Origin of the sequence: Streptomyces sp. NBC_01233 (assembly GCF_035989305.1) — a bacterium.
Classification (GTDB): Bacteria; Actinomycetota; Actinomycetes; order Streptomycetales; family Streptomycetaceae; genus Streptomyces.
On the sequence record NZ_CP108514.1, the window covers coordinates 5,726,375 to 5,743,038 of the forward strand.

Below are 16,664 nucleotides of genomic sequence, written 5' to 3' on the forward strand. Positions count from 1 at the left end.
TCGCACGGCTTCCGTTCTCCGTGTTGAATGCCCGGAAAACATGCAGGGGTTGCCTCGTGCGGGAGCGTAGATTTCGTCAGCGCGCGGCCATGGCCGACGACGGCATCCGGCGCTCCGCACGGGCCGCGTGCGACCCGTACAGGGTGATCGACACGACGCCCAGCACCGCCAGCAGCGCGATCCCGACCGTGGCCGCCCACCCGGCCCCGTGATAGGCCAGCGCGCCCAGGGTGCCGCCGGCACTGGAACCGAGGTAGTACGCCGACTGGTACAGCGCGGAGGCCTGCGCGCGGCCCGTCTTCGCCGTCCGGCTGACCGCGGCGGAGGCCACCGCGTGCCCGGCGAAGAAGCCCGCGGTGATCAGGACCAGCCCGATCAGCACCGCCGCCAGGGACTCGGCCAGCGACAGCAGCAGCCCCAGCGCCGTGGTCGTCACCGCCAGGTACAGCGCGCCGCGCCGCCCCGTACGGGCCACCAGCTTGCCGGCGGCGGCCGAGGAGACCGTCCCCACCAGGTAGATCAGGAAGATCGACCCGATCACGCCCTGCCCGAGCGAGAACGGCTCGTCCACCAGGCGGTAGCCGATGACGGTGTAGACCGCGCCGAAGACCGTCATGAACAACGCGCCGATCCCGTACAGCCGCAGCAGCAGCGGATCGCGCAGATGACCGGCGACGGTACGGCCCACCGCGCGCGGGTTCAGCGATGCCGGGCGGAAGAACCGCGCCCGGGGCAGCAGCACCAGGAACGCCACCGCGCAGACCAGCGACATCAGCGCGACCGCGCCCAGCCCCGCCCGCCAGCCCCACAGCTGCGCCGCCCAGCCGGTGACGAGGCGGCCGCTCATGCCGCCGATGGAGTTCCCCGCCACGAACAGGCCGATCGCTCCCACCAGCGCCTTCGGCTTGACCTCCTCCGCCAGGTACGCCATCGCGGAGGCCGGGATCCCGGCGATCGCCGCGCCCTGGACGGCGCGCAGCGCCACCAGCCACTCCAGGCTCGGCGCGAACGGCACGAGCAGGCCCACTCCCACGGCCACCACCATCGACCAGGTCATCATCCGGGTGCGGCCGAACCGCTCGGACAGCGCGCTGAGCGGCAGGACGAACAGCGCGAGCGCGCCGGTGGCGGCGGATACCGTCCAGCTGGCCCGGCCCGCCGTCACCCCGAAGCCGGCGGAGATCGCGGGCAACAGCGCCTGGGTGGAGTAGAGGAGGGCGAAGGTCGCGAGTCCGGCGGCGAAGAGCGAGAGGCTCATCCGGCGGTAGCCGGGGCGGCCGGGGGCACGGGGTTCGGGCTGCGGAAACGACGGGGTGGAGGCACCCGGGATGACGGGCGCCCCGGTATGAACGGGAGGCATACGTCGAAGGTAGGCCGGTGTTTTTGATGCGTCCAATGCACAGAATCGCGATAATCGATCCACTCATGCATCAGCACAGCTCAGGGCGGCGTCTGTCTATGAACCGTTACGAAGAAGACATGGCCGTGACACGTCTGCTGGCGCCCCGGCTGGCCTACTTCGCCGCCGTCGCCCGGCACGAGCACGTCACCCGCGCCGCGCACGAACTGGGCGTACCGCAGTCCACCCTGTCGCGGGCCATGGTCCGCCTCGAACAGGACCTGGGCGTCACGCTGTTCGCCCGCAAGGGCCGCAACGTCGCCCTCACCACGGCGGGCCGCACCTTCCTGGCCTCCGCCGAACAGGCCCTGGACGGCATCGCCCGCGCCGCCGAATCCGTCCAGCAGGACGCCGACCCCGCCTTCGGCAAGGTCGCCTTCGGCTTCCTCCACACCCTCGGCTCCGAGACCGTACCCGGCCTGATCCGCGCCTTCCGGGCCGACCACCCGCGCGTGCGCTTCTCCCTCGTCCAGAACTACGGCGAGGCCATGCTGGAGAAGCTCCGGGCCGGCGAACTCGACCTCTGCCTCACCTCACCCCTCCCCGACGCCCCCGACCTCGTCGCCCGCCGCCTCGACGAACAGCGCCTGCGCCTGGTCGTCCCCGAGGACCACCGCCTCGCCGTCCGCAAGCGCATCCGCCTCGCCGAGGCCGCGGAGGAAACCTTCGTGACCCTCGAACCCGGCTACGGACTGCGCCGCATCACCGACGACCTCTGCGCGGAGGCCGGCTTCACCCCGCGGGTCGCCTTCGAGGGCGAGGAGGCCGAAACCCTGCGCGGCCTGGTCGCCGCCGGCCTCGGCGTGGCCCTCCTGCCGCCCCCGGCCGTGGCCCGCCCCGGGGTGGTCGAACTGACGGTCACCGCCCCGCGAGCCGTCCGCGAGATCGGCCTCGCCTGGCTCGACGGCCACCCCGACACCCCACCGGTGGCGGAGTTCAAGCGCTTCCTCCTGTCCCGCCGGGGACGCCTGATCCCCGAACTGGAGCCGCCCGCAGCGTGAGCCGGTCCGGCGATCCGAAATCCGATGGCCCGCACGCGGCCCGACCGAGCAGAATCGCCGGGTACGGGGGACGAGGGGGATGCCGGTTGGACGTGTTCGTGTGCGCCGGGTGCGGTGCGGAGCTGACGGCGCCGGTCTCCCGGGTCGCCCTCCCCGACCACACCCACTTCGGGGCGTGGGAGCAGTTGCACCCCCCGCTGATGGAACCGGCGACGTACGCCGTCGACCCCCTGCCCAGCGGAGCGCCCTGGCGGTCGTGGGGCGAGGCGGGGGAGGACCTGGCGGCCCGGCAGGGGGTCCACGCGCCGGCGTACCACGTGTCCTTCGCGGCGCGGGGCAGGATCGTCATCGCGCCCGGCGACTCCCGGGGCACGGCCTTGATCCCCGAGAAGTGCGCGGGCTACTGCATGGGCATCGACGGCCGCGACGGCCCCAACCTGGCGTGCGAGCGGTGCGGGAGCGCGGTGGCGACCCGGATGGACGACTGCGGCCTGTGGCAGGCGGTGTGGCTGGAACCCGAAGCGGTCCGCCGCCTCCCCTCCGGCCTGCCCGCCGTCACCACCCCCGACTGGGACGAGCTGGACCTGGCCTCGTACGCCGTCCCGCCCGTCGAACCCGACGGGTCCTGGAGCCGCCGCTGGGAGGCCGCGGTGCCGGTGGCGCTCGCGCACCTGGTGGTGGCCTGCGATGCCCGTGCGGTGGCGCTGCCCGGCCCCCTCGCCGAGCTGCTCGGCGGCGCCGTCGCCGGCTACCTCCCCGCCGGGCCCCCGGCCCTCACCGTGGGCCTCGCCGGGCCGGGGGCGCCCGCACTCCGGACCGGCCCCGACCTCCTCCTCGTCCCGCGCCATCCGGTCACGGGGGAGCCGTGGCGGCCCCCGCACGGCACGGCGGCCGTCGTCCCGCTGGACATCGGGGTCTGGGCCCACCTCGTCCTCCCCGCGGAGACCTCACCGCTGCCGGCGTCCGGCAGGCTGCCGGAGGGGGTCCTGCGCGACGACTACCCCCTGCCGCTGCGCCCGCGGAGCCCCTTCGTGCCCCACCCCGGTGCCTTCTCGCACACCCTCGTCCGGCTGCCCGCCATCCGCCGCCCGTCGCTGCGCACGTACTACGACCGGTACAGCGGGCCGTAGCGGCCGTCCTGGACCCTCCCGCCCGGATCCGCCGGCGCGGGGGCCGGCGTCGCGGAGAGCAAGTACCCCGCCTGGAAGCGGGACTTCGCGCCGACCGCCCGCATGATCTCCGCGATGTGGCGCTGGCACGTCCGTTCCGACATGCCGAGGCGGCGCGCGATCACCTTGTCCTCCAGCCCCTCCGACAGCAGCCGCACGATCGTCTGCCGCAGCTCGTCCGAGATCGACCGCGCCGCCTCCGGGCTCACCGACGTCGGGAACGGGTCCGCCCCCAGCCAGGACCGCTCGAAGGCCGCCGTCATGAAGTGCACGACGCTCGGCTCCCGCACCACCAGCGCCGCCCCGGTCCGGTCCGGCACCGCCATCAGCCCCGTGCGCCCGTCGAAGACCAGCATCCGCATCAGCCCGTCGCCCAGGGTCCGTACCTGCGCGCCGAGCGCCGTCACCCGCTCGACGTACGCCGCCGTCGGCCGCGAGTACCGCGCCGTGTGCTGGTAGATCGTCCGCATCCGGACGCCGCGCGTCAGCAGCGACTCGTCCCGCCCGATCGCCTCCTCCAGCGTCTCCGGCGGCCGCCCGCCGCCGGGCTGCGAGGTCAGCAGCTCCCGCTCGCACGAAGCGACCAGTTCCGCGATCAGCCCCCGCACCGCGCCGAGGTCCGTGACCAGCTCCAGGCGGCCCGACCCGCTCAGGTCCCGGTGCGCGGTCCCCGCCTCGTACGCCGGCACCAAGGTATCCAGCCGCCCCCGCAGCCGGTCCATCTCGTCGTGGGTCTCCCGTACGAGCAGGGCCAGCGGGGCCAGCGCCCGGGCCGCCGCGGCCCGGGGCGCCACCGCGCTCCACCGGTCCGGCCCGCCGCCCGGCGCCCGCTGGAGCAGGTGCGCGGCGGCCAGCTCGGTGATCGCGGCGGCGGCGCGCACGCCCAGGGCCTCGGTGGCCTCGCCCGCGTCAAAGGCATGCCGCTCGACGGCGTACGCGTACAGGCGCCGGGCCGCGGGACTCAGCTCTCCGGCGGCTCCGGTCCCTCCGGCCGCTCCGCCTGCTCCGGTCTCCTCTACGGGCATATTCCAATTCGTCCCGTTCTATTCGTATCTGTAAACCCCTCGTGTTCCCGCAAGGCGGCAAGACGACGCCTGACCGGCCGCGACCGGCATATGCCGAACCGGCACAGTGGTTGCACGGCGTGAGGGGGGAGCGCGGTATGCGGCAGCGGACGGCCGGTGAGGGGCGGGGGCCCGTGGCCGTCCTGTTGAGCCCGCGACCAGCCGTGGTGGCGGCCGCCCGCCGTGCGGGCGCGCACACCGTGGTGGTCGCGCCGGGTCCGTCGGTGCCATCCGACCGCGAGGGGGCGGAGCGGCGGGTACGGACGGACTGGCGCGACCACCGTCACCTGGTCGGGGCCGTCGCCCGGATGGAGGCCGTCCGGCACGGCCGCGCCGCCGTCTTCGGCTTCGACGCCGCCGGAGCCCTCGCCGCCGCCCGCGCCAACGAGGAGCTGGGCTTGCCCGGCACCCCCACCGCCGCCGTCACCCGCCCTCATGGACAAGGCCGCCCTGCGCGCCCGCTCCAACGCCCTGCACCCGGTCCGGCCGGTCTCCTTCGCCCGCTGCGGCCGCGCCGACACGCTCCCCTTCGTCACCGCCCTCATCGGCTACCCGTGCGTCGTCAAGCCCCGGGCGGGCGCCGGTGGGGAAGGGGTCCGGCTGGTCCGCGACGACGCCGAGGCGCGGGTCGCCGCCCACGGCTACCCCGAGGTCACCGACCTCCTCGTCGAGGAGTACCTCGAAGGTCCGGAGCTCACCGTCGAGGCCCATTCCAGAGCGGGCCGCCACCGCATCCTCGGCTGGGCCCGCCGGCTGACCGCCCCCGGCCCCACCGCCCCGCACCCCACCGCCACCAGCTTCGCGGCCACCGGCCACGGCCTGCCGGCGGCCCTCGCCCCCCGGACCGGCGAGGCCGTACGGGCCCTCGTACGCGCCGTCCTCGACCTCACGCGCCACCGCGACGGCCCCTCGCACACCGGCGTCGTCCTCACCCCGCACGGGCCCCGCCTCGTCGAGGCGCACGCCCGCCCCGGCCCCGAGGAGTTCGCGGGGCTGCTGCGGCTCGTCCACGGCATCGACGTGCTCGGTCTCGCGCTCGCCGCCGGGCTCGGCCTGCCCGAACCGGTGCGCGCGCCCCGCCCGCGCACCGCCCACGCCGGGCTGCGGTACGTGGACTTCCCGCCCGGCCGCCTCGGCGGGCTCCGCGCGGCGCTCGCCGCGGCCCGCGCCGTGCCCGGCGTGGCCCGGGTGCAGCTGGAGATCCCGCCGGGCGCCCTGGTCCGCCGCGCCCCGACGGGCGCGCTGCACCACGCGTACGTCCTCGCCACCGCCCCGACGGCGGACTCGCTGGCCCGCACCCTCGACCGGGCCGCCGGTCTGCTCGGCGCCGCGGACCGGCGGATCCGTCAGCCGGAAGGCTTCGCGTAGTCGGCGAAGCCGGTCCAGTCCAGCGTCACGCAGGGCTCGTCGCCCACGACCCAGGCGTTGTGCCCGGGGGGCACCCGCATGTAGTCGCCGGGGCCGAACTCGGTGCTCTCGCCGTCGTCCATGACGACCTTCATGCGACCGCTCACCACGTACCCGGTGTGATCGGCCCTGCAACTGTCCGTCCCGGCCAGCGGCTTGACGTGCTCCGACCACTTCCAGCCGGGCTCGAAGACAGCGCGCCCGACGCCCGTGCCGCCGGTCTCCAGCAGGTCCAGCCTGCCCTTGCCGTCGACGAACGGCCGCGTCTCGTCAGCCTTGTCGAAGTTCCTGGACACCAGGCCAGCCATCGTCATCGCCTCCGTCGGAGAAGCGCCCGAGTCCTCGTTTCCACTCTACGCGCGGGCGCCCGCACGGGCCCGGCACCTGCCGGGACCTGCCGGGACCTCCCGCGGCGGGCGCGCGGGACGCCCCGCCGTCACCTGCGCAGGGACCTGCCGAAGCCGGAGGCGAGCGGCATCCGCAGACCCAGGGGCGGCGGCGCGGCCAGGGCGTCCGTCACCGGCCGCGAGTACCGCCCCGAGAACACCGCGCCGAGTACGAAGTCCACGGCCAGCGCCACCACTTCGGCCTGGTGCTCGCGCAGACCGTGGCCGTCCGAATGCACCTCGAAGCGGCAGGTCGAACGATTCGCCTTCTTCGCCCGCGCCGCCAGCCGGAAGGAGGTCTCCGGGTCGCTGCGCGCGTCGTTGGTGCCGTGCACGATCAGCACCTGCCGCCCCGACAGCTGTTTCACCGGTTCAGGGCAGTCCGGGGCGGCCGCCCCGCCTAAACAAGGGGCCATCGCCAGAACAGAGTTGACGGCCGCGTGCCCCGCGGCGCGCAGCGCGGCCAGGCCCCCCGCGTCGTAGCCGGCCAGGCACACCGGCACGTCCCCGTACCGCCGCACCACCTCGTCCGCCGCCCACCCCGCCTGCTCCTCCCGCGAGGACTCCCCGCCGTGGATGACCGTGTGCGTGACCAGTCCGTCCGCCCCGCCCGCCCGGACCAGCGCCCGCGCGAGCGGACGTACTGGACCGGGGGAGAATCTGGACGCTCCGGGAAGCAGGAGCACCACCCCGTTGACCGGGCTTTCCGTCGAACCCGAGCCGGTTCTCGCGCCGGCCGCCCGCCCCAGACGGGCCCCGCGCGCCGGCGGCGCATGCTGTGCCATGGCGGAACAGTCTCAGACCTTCAGGTGTACGCCATCCGTCCGCCCGGTCTCTGTTACATATCGACGCCCGTCGTGGACACCCCGCTCTACGCGCGTAGGAGCTAGAGTGCGCAGATGACGAGCGAGACCCCCAACCTGCCGACCCCGGATCAGATCCGCCGCTCCCCGAAGGTGCTGCTGCACGATCACCTCGACGGTGGACTGCGCCCCGGGACGATCATCGAGCTGGCCCGCGAGGTCGGCTACGAGAACCTCCCCGAGACCGACGCCGACAAGCTCGGCATCTGGTTCCGTGAAGCCGCCGACTCCGGCTCCCTCCCGCGCTACCTGGAGACCTTCGCGCACACCTGCGCGGTCATGCAGACGAAGGCGGCCCTCTTCCGGGTCGCCGCCGAGTGCGCCGAGGACCTGGCCGAGGACGGCGTCGTGTACGCCGAGATCCGCTACGCCCCCGAGCAGCACCTGGAAGCCGGCCTGACCCTCGAAGAGGTCGTCGAGGCCGTGAACGACGGCTTCCGCGAGGGCGAGCGCCGCGCGAAGGCCAACGGCCACCGCATCCGCATCGGCGCCCTGCTGACCGCGATGCGCCACGCTGCCCGCGCGCTGGAGATCGCCGAGCTGGCGAACCGCTACCGCGACAACGGCGTCGTCGGCTTCGACATCGCCGGCGCCGAGGCCGGGTTCCCTCCCACCCGCCACCTCGACGCCTTCGAGTACCTCAAGCGCGAGAACAACCACTTCACCATCCACGCGGGCGAGGCCTTCGGCCTGCCGTCGATCTGGCAGGCCCTGCAGTGGTGCGGCGCCGACCGCCTCGGTCACGGCGTGAAGATCATCGATGACATCGAGGTCGCCGCCGACGGTTCCGTGACCCTGGGCCGCCTGGCCTCGTACGTCCGGGACAAGCGCATCCCCCTGGAGATGTGCCCGACCTCGAACCTGCAGACGGCCGCGGCCGCCTCGTACGCCGAGCACCCGATCGGCCTGCTGCGGAAGCTGCACTTCAGGCTCACGGTCAACACCGACAACCGGCTGATGAGCGGCACCAGCATGAGCCGCGAGTTCGAGCACCTGGTGGACACCTTCGGCTACACGCTGGAGGACATGCAGTGGTTCACCGTCAATGCGATGAAGTCCGCGTTCATTCCTTTCGATGAACGACTGGCCATGATCAACGAGGTCATCAAGCCCGGTTATGCGGAGCTGAAGTCGGAGTGGCTGTTCCAGCAGACCGCTTCCACCAGCGGTTCTGTCTCGGCCTAGGCCACGGCGTGACGTACTGAAAGCGTCCGGGAGAGGCAATTCCCGGGCGCTTTCTCGTATTTAATGATGTTTGCGGGCGGGGGTTTCAAGTGACTAGTTTGCGGAGCCGCTCAATTCCCCGTCGCAAGGAATACCTTTCATGAAGCAGTCAGCTGCCAAGACCCTCGGTGTCGCCGCTCTCGGTGCCGCCCTCGCTGCCGTCGCCGCCGGTACCGCTTCCGCCGCCCCGGCCGCAGTCGGCCTCACCGACGCCCTGGGCACCGTCACCAGTGCCGCCCAGGGGCTCACGAGCCAGCAGCAGGTGAGCCCCGAGGGAGGCCAGCAGTCGAGCGACCCGGCCGCCGCGCTCGCCCCGGTCACCGGTCTGCTCGGCGGTCTGCCGACCAGCAACCTCGGCGGCTGATTCATAGCGGGATTCGCACGCGTGCACGCGTGGCGCACGCCCGATCGAGTGGGTGGGCGCCGCGTTGTGCCGTGTGCCACGATCACCACCAACTGCCCGCCGACGTAAGCGGTATGAGGTCCTTGGTCATGCGCATGAAGGCACGAGCGACGATGGTCGCGCTGGTCCCCGCCCTGCTCATCGCGGCGGTGGGATGCAGCAGCGGCGCCCCCGCCACGGGCAAGGACCCGGACCCCAAGGGCTCCTCCGGCGCACCCGGCGCCCCGGCACCGTCCGCCGGCTCGGCGGGATCACCGGCATCCGCCGCGCCGAAGACCGGTGGCACCAGGCTGGACCGCTCCGCGCTGGAACAGGGCGACCTGCCCGGCTACCAGATCTCCGCCCAGGGCAAGAACCCCAACGCCCCGGACGGTCAGCCGAAGGCCGACCGCAGGGCCTGCCAGCCGCTGGCCGACATCATGGGGGACAAGCCGGACCCGGCCGCGCGCCAGACCGTCAACCGCGGCGTCGGCTCCCAGAAGCAGGTCGGGCTCGCCGTGTCCGCCTCCGTCAGCTCCTACGCCGAGAGCGACGCCAAGGCGCTGATCGCCCGGCTCAAGGCCGCCGTGGCCGCCTGCCGTACGGGCTTCTCCGCGACCGTCGAGAAGCAGACGGGCAGCTACCGCGAGGTGCGAGCCGCCGGCTACCGCACGAGCGGCGACGAGACCGTCAGCTGGACCACGACCGCGGCCGCCGAAGGCGTCTCGGCGCCGGTCCACCTGGTCGTCGCACGCGAGGGCGACACCATCGTGCGACTGATGGCCCTCAACGTGGCGGCGGCCGAGAAGAAGGCCCAGGTACCGCAGGAAGTGGCCGACAAGCAGCTGGAGAAGGTCCGGAAGGCCGGCTGACCGGCTGCCCCGCCGACCGTCCCGGCGGCCGCCGATCCCGACCGCCGGTCACCAGGCCGTGGAGGCGGACTTCTCGTTCGGCAGCAGCACCCACAGCGCGATGTAGATCAGGAACTGCGGGCCGGGCAGCAGGCACGAGACGGCGAAAATGGCGCGCATCGTGTTCGCGGAAATTCCGAAACGCCTGGCCAGTCCGGCGCAGACTCCACCGATCCAGCGGCCGTCACGGGGGCGGACAAGGGCGCTCATGGGGTTCTCCTTCGTCGGGATCGCGGTGTTGAAGGCCGGCACGGCCTCGCGATGACTCAATACTCCCGCTGGACCGCTGACAGAACGTCGGTCCAGGGGCCGAGCCCGACCCTGGAAATCTTCGGGGTGTTCCCCTGATAAGCGGTGTGTGAACGCCGCAGCCGGGCCCGCAGCGCCGGTACGACGGCCACGTGCGCGAGCAGCACACCGGCGGTGTTCAGCAGCACCGAATCCACGTCGGTGACCTGGCCCGGAACGGCGGTCTGGAGCATCTCGATGCTCAGCGAGACCAGCGCACCCGCGGCGGCGGTCCGGGCCAGGGAGGACCACGCGGACAGCGTCGACAGCGCGAGCCTTCCGTTGACCAGCGGCAGCAGCACCCCGAGCGGGGCCAGCAGGGCCAGGCCCTCGCCGATGCGCCGGGCCGCCTCCAGCGGCCCGTAGGCGAGGTCCGTCCGGATCCCCTCCAGGGGGGTCAGATTGGCGGCCGCGGCCCAAGGCACGTCGAGCGGCCGAAGGGTCAGCCAGCCGACGACCAGGAGATGGGCGGCGAGCAGGACCCCGGCGAGGAGTCGGAGCCGGAGATGGATCGCGGTGGCGGTGGCGGCGCTGCCGCCGGCCTCAAGACGCTGCACACCTGCGAGGACGCACCACCCGGTAGCCCCGGTTCCGCCCTGACGGGGGGTGTGGCCGGGAGCACCCGGAGCCGCTCCGTGCAGGTCAGCGCGTGGCGACGAGGACGATCAGCGCCAGCGCGCCGACCACGGCGGGCGCGATGATCTCGTACGACCAGTGGACGCGCACGCTGCCCTGGGCACCGGCCCGCTCGGCGCCGCGTTCGGCCATCCGCTGCAGCTCGTCCACGATCCGGTCCGCGCTCGCCCGCAGCGGCTCGGCCGGCATCCGGGGCCTCTCACCGGGGCTCCGCTGATCCCGGTCCTGGAGCCCCTCGTAGCGCAGCCGCTGCCGGTTCGCCTTCTTCCGCTCGCGCAGCGAGACGGGCACGGACCACAGCTGGTACTTCGACCCCTCGGCCAGCACCTCCGCCGAGTAGCCGGAGCGCACCGCGTCCACGGCCGCCCAGGGCAGCTCGATGATCCGGAAGGGGTTGCGCACGCGCATCCGGTCGTCGTTGGCGAAGACCGCCGGGCGGATCGTGAACGCCACGATCAGCGGTACGGCGCACAGCGCCACCGCCACCGCGATCCAGGGAGTGTTCCCCGATCCGCGCAGTACGGCGTCACCGCAGAGCCACGCGGTCAGCGCGAGCAGCAATACCCCCGAGACGACGCCCATGGTGGAGCGGTAGACCCGGTCGTCGTGGACCGGCTCATCGGTCGGCTGCTGCTGGCTGCTCATGGGGTCGATTCTGCCCCACTGCGCCGCCTGGGCGGATCAGCCGACGAGATCGGCGTACAGGATGATGTTGTCGGGCCGGTGGCCTGCGGTGATCTCGCCACCGCAGGTGATGATGCGCAGCTCGGGGCGCGCGGTGTCCCCGTACACCTTGGCGGTCGGGAACTTCTTCTTGTCCACCTGCTCCAGCTCGCGGACGCGGAACACGGCCGTGCTGCCGTCCGCCCGCGAGACCGTGATCTCCTCGCCGACGCGCACGCGCGCGACGTCCTTCAGCACGGCCGGGCCGCGCGCGGTGTCGAAGTGGCCGATCAGCACGGCGGGACCGGTCTCGCCGGGGGTGACGCCCTTGGTGTACCAACCGATCTTGTCCCCGTCGGCCACGGAGGGCACCTCCACGGTGCCGTCGGCGGCCAGCCCCAGCCGCAGCAGCGGGGAGGCGTCCACGCCGGCCGCGGGGATCCGTACGCGTACGGGCTCGGAGGCGGGCAGCGGGGCGGCCGCCGCGGGGGCCGCGGGGGCGGCGGTGGGTGTGACCGAGGGCGGGGCGGCGGAGGTGGCGGTCGCCCCGGGCGCGGGTGCGCCGGCGGTGGCCGCGCCGCAGCCGGTCAGGGCGGCGGCGAGGAGGGTGGCGGCGAGCAGCGGGCGGACGCGGTGGGCCATGGAGGACTCCGGGACGGCTTTCGGCGGGCCACCGGGTCGGTGGCCCGCCGGAGGAGGGCAGAAACGGGAGGGGATGAGGGGCGTCAGCCCTGGGTGGCGCGGCGGCGGCGCAGGACCACGCTGGCGGCCAGGGCGCCGAAGGCGGCGATCAGGGCGGCGCCGGCCGTCAGGGTGGCGGTGTTGCGGGTGTCCGCGGCGGTCTCGACCGGGAGCTCGGCGCCCGCGGCGACCGGGCCCTTGGGGACCACCGACGTCTGGCCGGCGGTCTGCGGCTTCACCGGAGCGGGGGTGGAGGTGGGGGCGGGGGTGGTGGGCTTCGTTACCGGCTTGTCGTCGGTGAACGCGTAGCTCGGCTTGCACCCTTTGGGGAAGGCGGGGAACGAGACCCGGCCGACCGTGTCGTTGCCGCCCTGCGTCTTCCACTCGAAGACGGGCTTGGCGCTGCTCGGGTTCACGATCCGGGCGATGAAGCCGGCGGACTCGGGCAGCGAGGGGTGGGTGCGGTCCAGCTGGGCGAAGCCGCGGCCGCCGTCGCCGGCCTCGAAGAGCAGCACCTTCGGGCCCAGCTCGGAGAGGTACAGCTCGGCCGACATGCCCGCGCCTATCTCCTGCCCCACCGGACCGACCCGGCAGTCCGTGCTGGCCTCGCCCGCCGGCAGCGGGTAGGACGTGGCGCTGCCGTCCGCGGCGGTGACGACGAGCACGGGACGGGCGCTCGCGGCCCTGGTGAGTTCGAGGTCGAGGCCCTTGGCCTTGTCGTGGGGCAGGGTCCGGTCCAGCTTCGTCACGACGTGGACCATGTAGTTGTCGCCCGGCTTCCACTGGGGGCCGACCTCGCGGATCCACGCCTCGGGGCCCTCCGCCTTGTTGCGCAGCACCGCGACCAGGCCCTCCCCGATGTAGACGGGCTCGCCCTCGTAGCGGCTGTTGTCCGAGGCCGGGGCCGAGGCGGACAGCGGGGCCGCGGCGGGCGCCGCGAACGCGGCGCCGGCGGCCGGGACGAGCATCGCGCCGGCGAGGGCGGCGGTGACGATCGAGGTGCGGAGGGCGGTACGCATAACGACTCCTGAAGCGTGGATGAGGAGAGTGGAGGAGAGTCGCATGCCGCGTTGAGTCTGTTCGGTCTGGTTCACCGGGTCAGGTGTGGCGGGCTGCTGAGGACAAATCTATGGATCTTGTGCGGGCGGAGGATCCGCCTCCCGTCATGGTCGCGTAACGGGCGAACGGGTGTCGGAGTGGAGGTGTCGATTCCATAGCGGATCGGCCAGAACCGGGCGAGGGGGGTGACAGGTCGCTACGCGCGTAGATATGCTCATGTGGTGACCATGCCCACCACCCTCACCGCATTCGCTGACGTGACGACGTCCGACAGTGCGCTGCGCCGCTTCCTGCACGGGCTGCCCGGCGTCGACACTGTCGGCCTGGAGGCCCGCGCGGCCTCCCTCGGCACCCGTTCGATCAAGACGACGGCCAAGGCGTACGCCATCGACCTGGCCATCTCGATGATCGACCTGACGACGCTCGAAGGCGCGGACACCCCGGGCAAGGTCCGGGCGCTCTCCGCCAAGGCCGTCAATCCCGATCCGACCGACCGTACGACGCCCATGACCGCCGCGGTCTGCGTCTACCCCGACATGGTGGCCACCGCCAAGGCCGCGCTGAACGGTGCCGACGTCAAGGTCGCCTCCGTCGCCACCGCGTTCCCGGCCGGCCGCGCCGCGCTGCCCGTCAAGCTTGCGGACACCCGTGACGCCGTCGCCGCCGGCGCCGACGAGATCGACATGGTCATCGACCGTGGCGCCTTCCTCGCCGGCCGCTACCTCGACACGTACGAGCTGATCAAGGCCGTCAAGGAGGCCTGCGTCCGCCCCGACGGCACCGCGGCCCGCCTCAAGGTCATCTTCGAGACCGGCGAACTGTCGACCTACGACAACATCCGCCGCGCCTCCTGGATCGGCATGCTCGCGGGCGCCGACTTCATCAAGACGTCGACCGGCAAGGTCGGCGTCAACGCCACCCCCGCGAACACCCTGCTCATGCTCGAAGCCGTCCGCGACTTCCGGGAGCAGACTGGAATCCAGATCGGCGTGAAGCCGGCCGGCGGCATCCGCACCACCAAGGACGCGATCAAGTTCCTGGTCCTGGTCAACGAGACCGTGGGCGAGGACTGGCTGAGCAACCACTGGTTCCGCTTCGGCGCCTCCAGCCTGCTCAACGACCTGCTGATGCAGCGCCAGAAGCTGAGCACCGGCCGTTACTCCGGTCCCGACTACGTGACGGTGGACTGATCACCATGGCATCTGTATTCGAGTACGCACCGGCTCCCGAGTCCCGCTCGGTCGTCGACATCGCACCCTCCTACGGGCTCTTCATCGACGGCGAGTTCACCGACGCCGCCGACGGCAAGGTCTTCAAGACCGTCTCGCCGTCGTCCGAGGAGGTCCTCGCCGAGGTCGCCCAGGCCGGCGCCGCCGACGTGGACCGCGCCGTGAAGGCCGCCCGCAAGGCGTTCGAGAAGTGGTCCGCGCTGCCCGGCTCCGAGCGCGCCAAGTACCTCTTCCGCATCGCCCGGATCATCCAGGAGCGCAGCCGCGAGCTCGCCGTCCTGGAGACCCTGGACAACGGCAAGCCGATCAAGGAGACGCGCGACGCGGACCTCCCGCTGGTCGCCGCGCACTTCTTCTACTACGCGGGCTGGGCCGACAAGCTCGACCACGCGGGCTACGGCGCGGGCCCGCGCCCCCTCGGCGTGGCCGGCCAGGTCATCCCGTGGAACTTCCCGCTCCTGATGCTCGCGTGGAAGATCGCCCCGGCGCTCGCCACCGGCAACACCGTCGTGCTGAAGCCGGCCGAGACGACCCCCCTCTCGGCGCTGTTCTTCGCGGACATCTGCCGCCAGGCGGGCCTGCCCAAGGGCGTCGTCAACATCCTCACCGGGTACGGCGACGCGGGCGCGGCCCTTGTCGAGCACCCGGACGTCAACAAGGTCGCCTTCACCGGCTCGACCGCCGTGGGCAAGAAGATCGCCCGCCACGTCGCCGGCACCGACAAGAAGGTCACCCTGGAGCTGGGCGGCAAGGGCGCCAACATCGTCTTCGACGACGCCCCCATCGACCAGGCCGTCGAGGGCATCGTCAACGGCATCTTCTTCAACCAGGGCCAGGTCTGCTGCGCGGGCTCCCGCCTGCTGGTCCAGGAGTCGATCCACGACGAGCTGCTGGACAGCCTCAAGCGCCGCCTCAGCACCCTCCGCCTCGGCGACCCGCTCGACAAGAACACCGACATCGGCGCGATCAACTCCGCCGAGCAGCTCGCCCGGATCACCGCGCTCGCGGAGACCGGCGAGGCCGAGGGTGCCGAGCGCTGGTCCCCGGCGTGCGAGCTGCCGTCCGCCGGCTACTGGTTCGCCCCGACGCTCTTCACGAACGTCACCCAGGCGCACACCGTCGCCCGTGACGAGATCTTCGGCCCGGTGCTGTCCGTGCTCACCTTCCGCACGCCCGACGAGGCCGTCGCGAAGGCCAACAACAGCCAGTACGGCCTGTCCGCCGGCATCTGGACGGAGAAGGGCAGCCGCATCCTCGCGGTCGCGAACAAGCTCCGCGCGGGCGTCGTCTGGGCCAACACGTTCAACAAGTTCGACCCGACCTCGCCCTTCGGCGGCTACAAGGAGTCGGGCTTCGGCCGCGAGGGCGGCCGCCACGGCCTGGAGGGCTACCTCGATGTCTGAGTCGACCCGTCTGAACGTCTTCAAGACCTACAAGCTGTACGTCGGGGGCAAGTTCCCCCGCTCCGAGAGCGGCCGGGTGTACGAGGTGACGGACTCCAAGGGCAACTGGCTGGCCAACGCGCCGCTGTCCTCCCGCAAGGACGCCCGTGACGCGGTCGTCGCCGCGCGCAAGGCCTTCGGCGGCTGGTCGGGCGCGACCGCGTACAACCGCGGCCAGATCCTCTACCGCATCGCCGAGATGCTGGAGGGCCGCCGGGAGCAGTTCGTCCGCGAGGTCGGCGAGGCCGAGGGGCTGTCCAAGCCGAAGGCCGGCGCCGTCGTGGACGCGGCCATCGACCGCTGGGTCTGGTACGCGGGCTGGACCGACAAGATCGGCCAGATCGTGGGCGGGGCCAACCCGGTCGCGGGCCCGTTCTTCAACCTCTCCACCCCGGAGCCGACGGGCGTCGTGACCGTGATCGCCCCCCAGGACTCGTCCTTCCTGGGCCTGATCTCGGTGATCGCCCCGGTCATCGCGACCGGCAACACGGCGGTCGTGATCACCTCCGAGAAGTCCCCGCTGCCGGCCCTCTCCCTGGGCGAGGTGCTCGCCACCTCCGACCTGCCCGGCGGCGTGGTCAACATCCTGTCCGGCAAGGCCGCCGAGATGGGCCCGCACCTGGCGTCCCACCAGGACGTCAACGCGATCGACCTGGCCGGAGCCGATGCGGCGCTGGCCAAGGAGCTGGAGATCGCGGCGGCCGACAACCTCAAGCGCGTCCTGCGTCCACAGCCTGTGGACGACTGGAACGCCGACCCGGGCACGTCGCGCATGACGGCGTTCCTGGAGACCAAGACGGTCTGGCACCCGACGGGGTCGCTGGGCTCGGGCGGATCCTCGTACTAGGAGATCCCCGTGA

Annotated in this window: 18 protein-coding genes; 9 read left to right on the forward strand and 9 right to left on the reverse strand. The window is 72.8% G+C overall.

Going from position 1 to position 16,664, the window contains the following annotated elements; all coding sequences use genetic code 11:
* Positions 1 to 76 precede the first annotated feature (76 nt).
* Positions 77 to 1,360 carry an MFS transporter gene (locus tag OG332_RS27365; protein ID WP_327415939.1) on the reverse strand — a complete coding sequence of 428 codons (1,284 nt, stop codon included), beginning with the start codon at positions 1,358 to 1,360 and terminating at the stop codon, positions 77 to 79.
* Positions 1,361 to 1,458: 98 nt separating this feature from the next.
* Here OG332_RS27365 and OG332_RS27370 point away from each other — a divergent pair, with 98 nt between their 5' ends.
* The gene (locus tag OG332_RS27370; protein WP_327415940.1) at positions 1,459 to 2,400 is read left to right on the forward strand and encodes a LysR family transcriptional regulator; all 942 of its coding nucleotides are present in this window, start codon (positions 1,459 to 1,461) and stop codon (positions 2,398 to 2,400) included.
* A gap of 86 nt (positions 2,401 to 2,486) precedes the next feature.
* On the forward strand, positions 2,487 to 3,530 hold the full coding sequence (locus OG332_RS27375) for a hypothetical protein (protein ID WP_327415941.1): 1,044 nt from the start codon (positions 2,487 to 2,489) through the stop codon (positions 3,528 to 3,530).
* On the opposite strand, the gene OG332_RS27380 is transcribed toward OG332_RS27375, so the two are convergent.
* Positions 3,506 to 4,594 carry a helix-turn-helix transcriptional regulator gene (locus OG332_RS27380; RefSeq protein WP_327415942.1) on the reverse strand — a complete coding sequence of 363 codons (1,089 nt, stop codon included), beginning with the start codon at positions 4,592 to 4,594 and terminating at the stop codon, positions 3,506 to 3,508. The genes OG332_RS27375 and OG332_RS27380 overlap by 25 nt on opposite strands.
* Positions 4,595 to 5,068: 474 nt before the next feature.
* Here OG332_RS27380 and OG332_RS27385 point away from each other — a divergent pair, with 474 nt between their 5' ends.
* Positions 5,069 to 6,001: an ATP-grasp domain-containing protein gene (locus tag OG332_RS27385; protein WP_327415943.1), complete on the forward strand. Its 933-nt coding sequence runs from the start codon at positions 5,069 to 5,071 to the stop codon at positions 5,999 to 6,001.
* Here OG332_RS27385 and OG332_RS27390 read toward each other — a convergent pair.
* Positions 5,980 to 6,348: a cupin domain-containing protein gene (locus tag OG332_RS27390; protein WP_327415944.1), complete on the reverse strand. Its 369-nt coding sequence runs from the start codon at positions 6,346 to 6,348 to the stop codon at positions 5,980 to 5,982. The two genes, OG332_RS27385 and OG332_RS27390, sit on opposite strands and share 22 nt — an antisense overlap.
* A 128-nt stretch (positions 6,349 to 6,476) precedes the next feature.
* Positions 6,477 to 7,211, reverse strand: coding sequence for an alpha/beta hydrolase (locus tag OG332_RS27395; protein ID WP_327415945.1), 735 nt, complete (start codon positions 7,209 to 7,211; stop codon positions 6,477 to 6,479).
* A 114-nt stretch (positions 7,212 to 7,325) separates the two neighbouring features.
* On the opposite strand from OG332_RS27395, the gene OG332_RS27400 reads away from it, so the two are divergent.
* The 3 genes from OG332_RS27400 (at position 7,326) to OG332_RS27410 (ending at position 9,767) form a co-directional block, all read left to right on the forward strand.
* Complete coding sequence (locus tag OG332_RS27400; RefSeq protein WP_327415946.1) at positions 7,326 to 8,474, forward strand: adenosine deaminase; 1,149 nt, start codon at positions 7,326 to 7,328, stop codon at positions 8,472 to 8,474.
* 139 nt (positions 8,475 to 8,613) lie between these two features.
* Positions 8,614 to 8,877: a hypothetical protein gene (locus tag OG332_RS27405; RefSeq protein ID WP_327415947.1), complete on the forward strand. Its 264-nt coding sequence runs from the start codon at positions 8,614 to 8,616 to the stop codon at positions 8,875 to 8,877.
* Between the two features lie 128 nt (positions 8,878 to 9,005).
* Positions 9,006 to 9,767 (forward strand): hypothetical protein, encoded by a 762-nt coding sequence (locus OG332_RS27410; RefSeq protein WP_327415948.1) that lies wholly within the window; start codon positions 9,006 to 9,008, stop codon positions 9,765 to 9,767.
* 48 nt (positions 9,768 to 9,815) lie between these two features.
* Here the strand turns inward: OG332_RS27410 and OG332_RS27415 are convergent, their stop codons facing one another.
* The 5 genes from OG332_RS27415 to OG332_RS27435 form a co-directional block, all read right to left on the reverse strand.
* Positions 9,816 to 10,016 carry a PspC domain-containing protein gene (locus OG332_RS27415; protein WP_327415949.1) on the reverse strand — a complete coding sequence of 67 codons (201 nt, stop codon included), beginning with the start codon at positions 10,014 to 10,016 and terminating at the stop codon, positions 9,816 to 9,818.
* A 56-nt stretch (positions 10,017 to 10,072) separates the two neighbouring features.
* A complete protein-coding gene (locus OG332_RS27420) occupies positions 10,073 to 10,651 on the reverse strand; it encodes a VanZ family protein (RefSeq protein ID WP_327415950.1) in 579 nt (192 codons plus the stop codon).
* An 85-nt stretch (positions 10,652 to 10,736) separates the two neighbouring features.
* Positions 10,737 to 11,375: a PH domain-containing protein gene (locus OG332_RS27425; protein ID WP_327415951.1), complete on the reverse strand. Its 639-nt coding sequence runs from the start codon at positions 11,373 to 11,375 to the stop codon at positions 10,737 to 10,739.
* Positions 11,376 to 11,411: 36 nt separating this feature from the next.
* A complete protein-coding gene (locus tag OG332_RS27430) occupies positions 11,412 to 12,035 on the reverse strand; it encodes a class F sortase (RefSeq protein WP_327415952.1) in 624 nt (207 codons plus the stop codon).
* 83 nt (positions 12,036 to 12,118) lie between these two features.
* The gene (locus OG332_RS27435) at positions 12,119 to 13,093 is read right to left on the reverse strand and encodes a hypothetical protein (RefSeq protein WP_327415953.1); all 975 of its coding nucleotides are present in this window, start codon (positions 13,091 to 13,093) and stop codon (positions 12,119 to 12,121) included.
* 267 nt (positions 13,094 to 13,360) lie between these two features.
* Here OG332_RS27435 and deoC point away from each other — a divergent pair, with 267 nt between their 5' ends.
* The 3 genes from deoC to OG332_RS27450 are packed head-to-tail and all read left to right on the forward strand — an operon-like array spanning position 13,361 to position 16,651.
* On the forward strand, positions 13,361 to 14,323 hold the full coding sequence (gene deoC, locus OG332_RS27440) for a deoxyribose-phosphate aldolase (protein WP_319733366.1): 963 nt from the start codon (positions 13,361 to 13,363) through the stop codon (positions 14,321 to 14,323).
* A 5-nt stretch (positions 14,324 to 14,328) separates the two neighbouring features.
* The gene (locus OG332_RS27445) at positions 14,329 to 15,765 is read left to right on the forward strand and encodes an aldehyde dehydrogenase family protein (protein WP_327415954.1); all 1,437 of its coding nucleotides are present in this window, start codon (positions 14,329 to 14,331) and stop codon (positions 15,763 to 15,765) included.
* Positions 15,758 to 16,651, forward strand: a complete 894-nt coding sequence (locus OG332_RS27450) for an aldehyde dehydrogenase family protein (protein WP_327415955.1) — start codon at positions 15,758 to 15,760, stop codon at positions 16,649 to 16,651. Before OG332_RS27445 ends, OG332_RS27450 begins: the two co-directional genes overlap by 8 nt.
* The last annotated feature ends 13 nt before the right edge of the window (positions 16,652 to 16,664 follow it).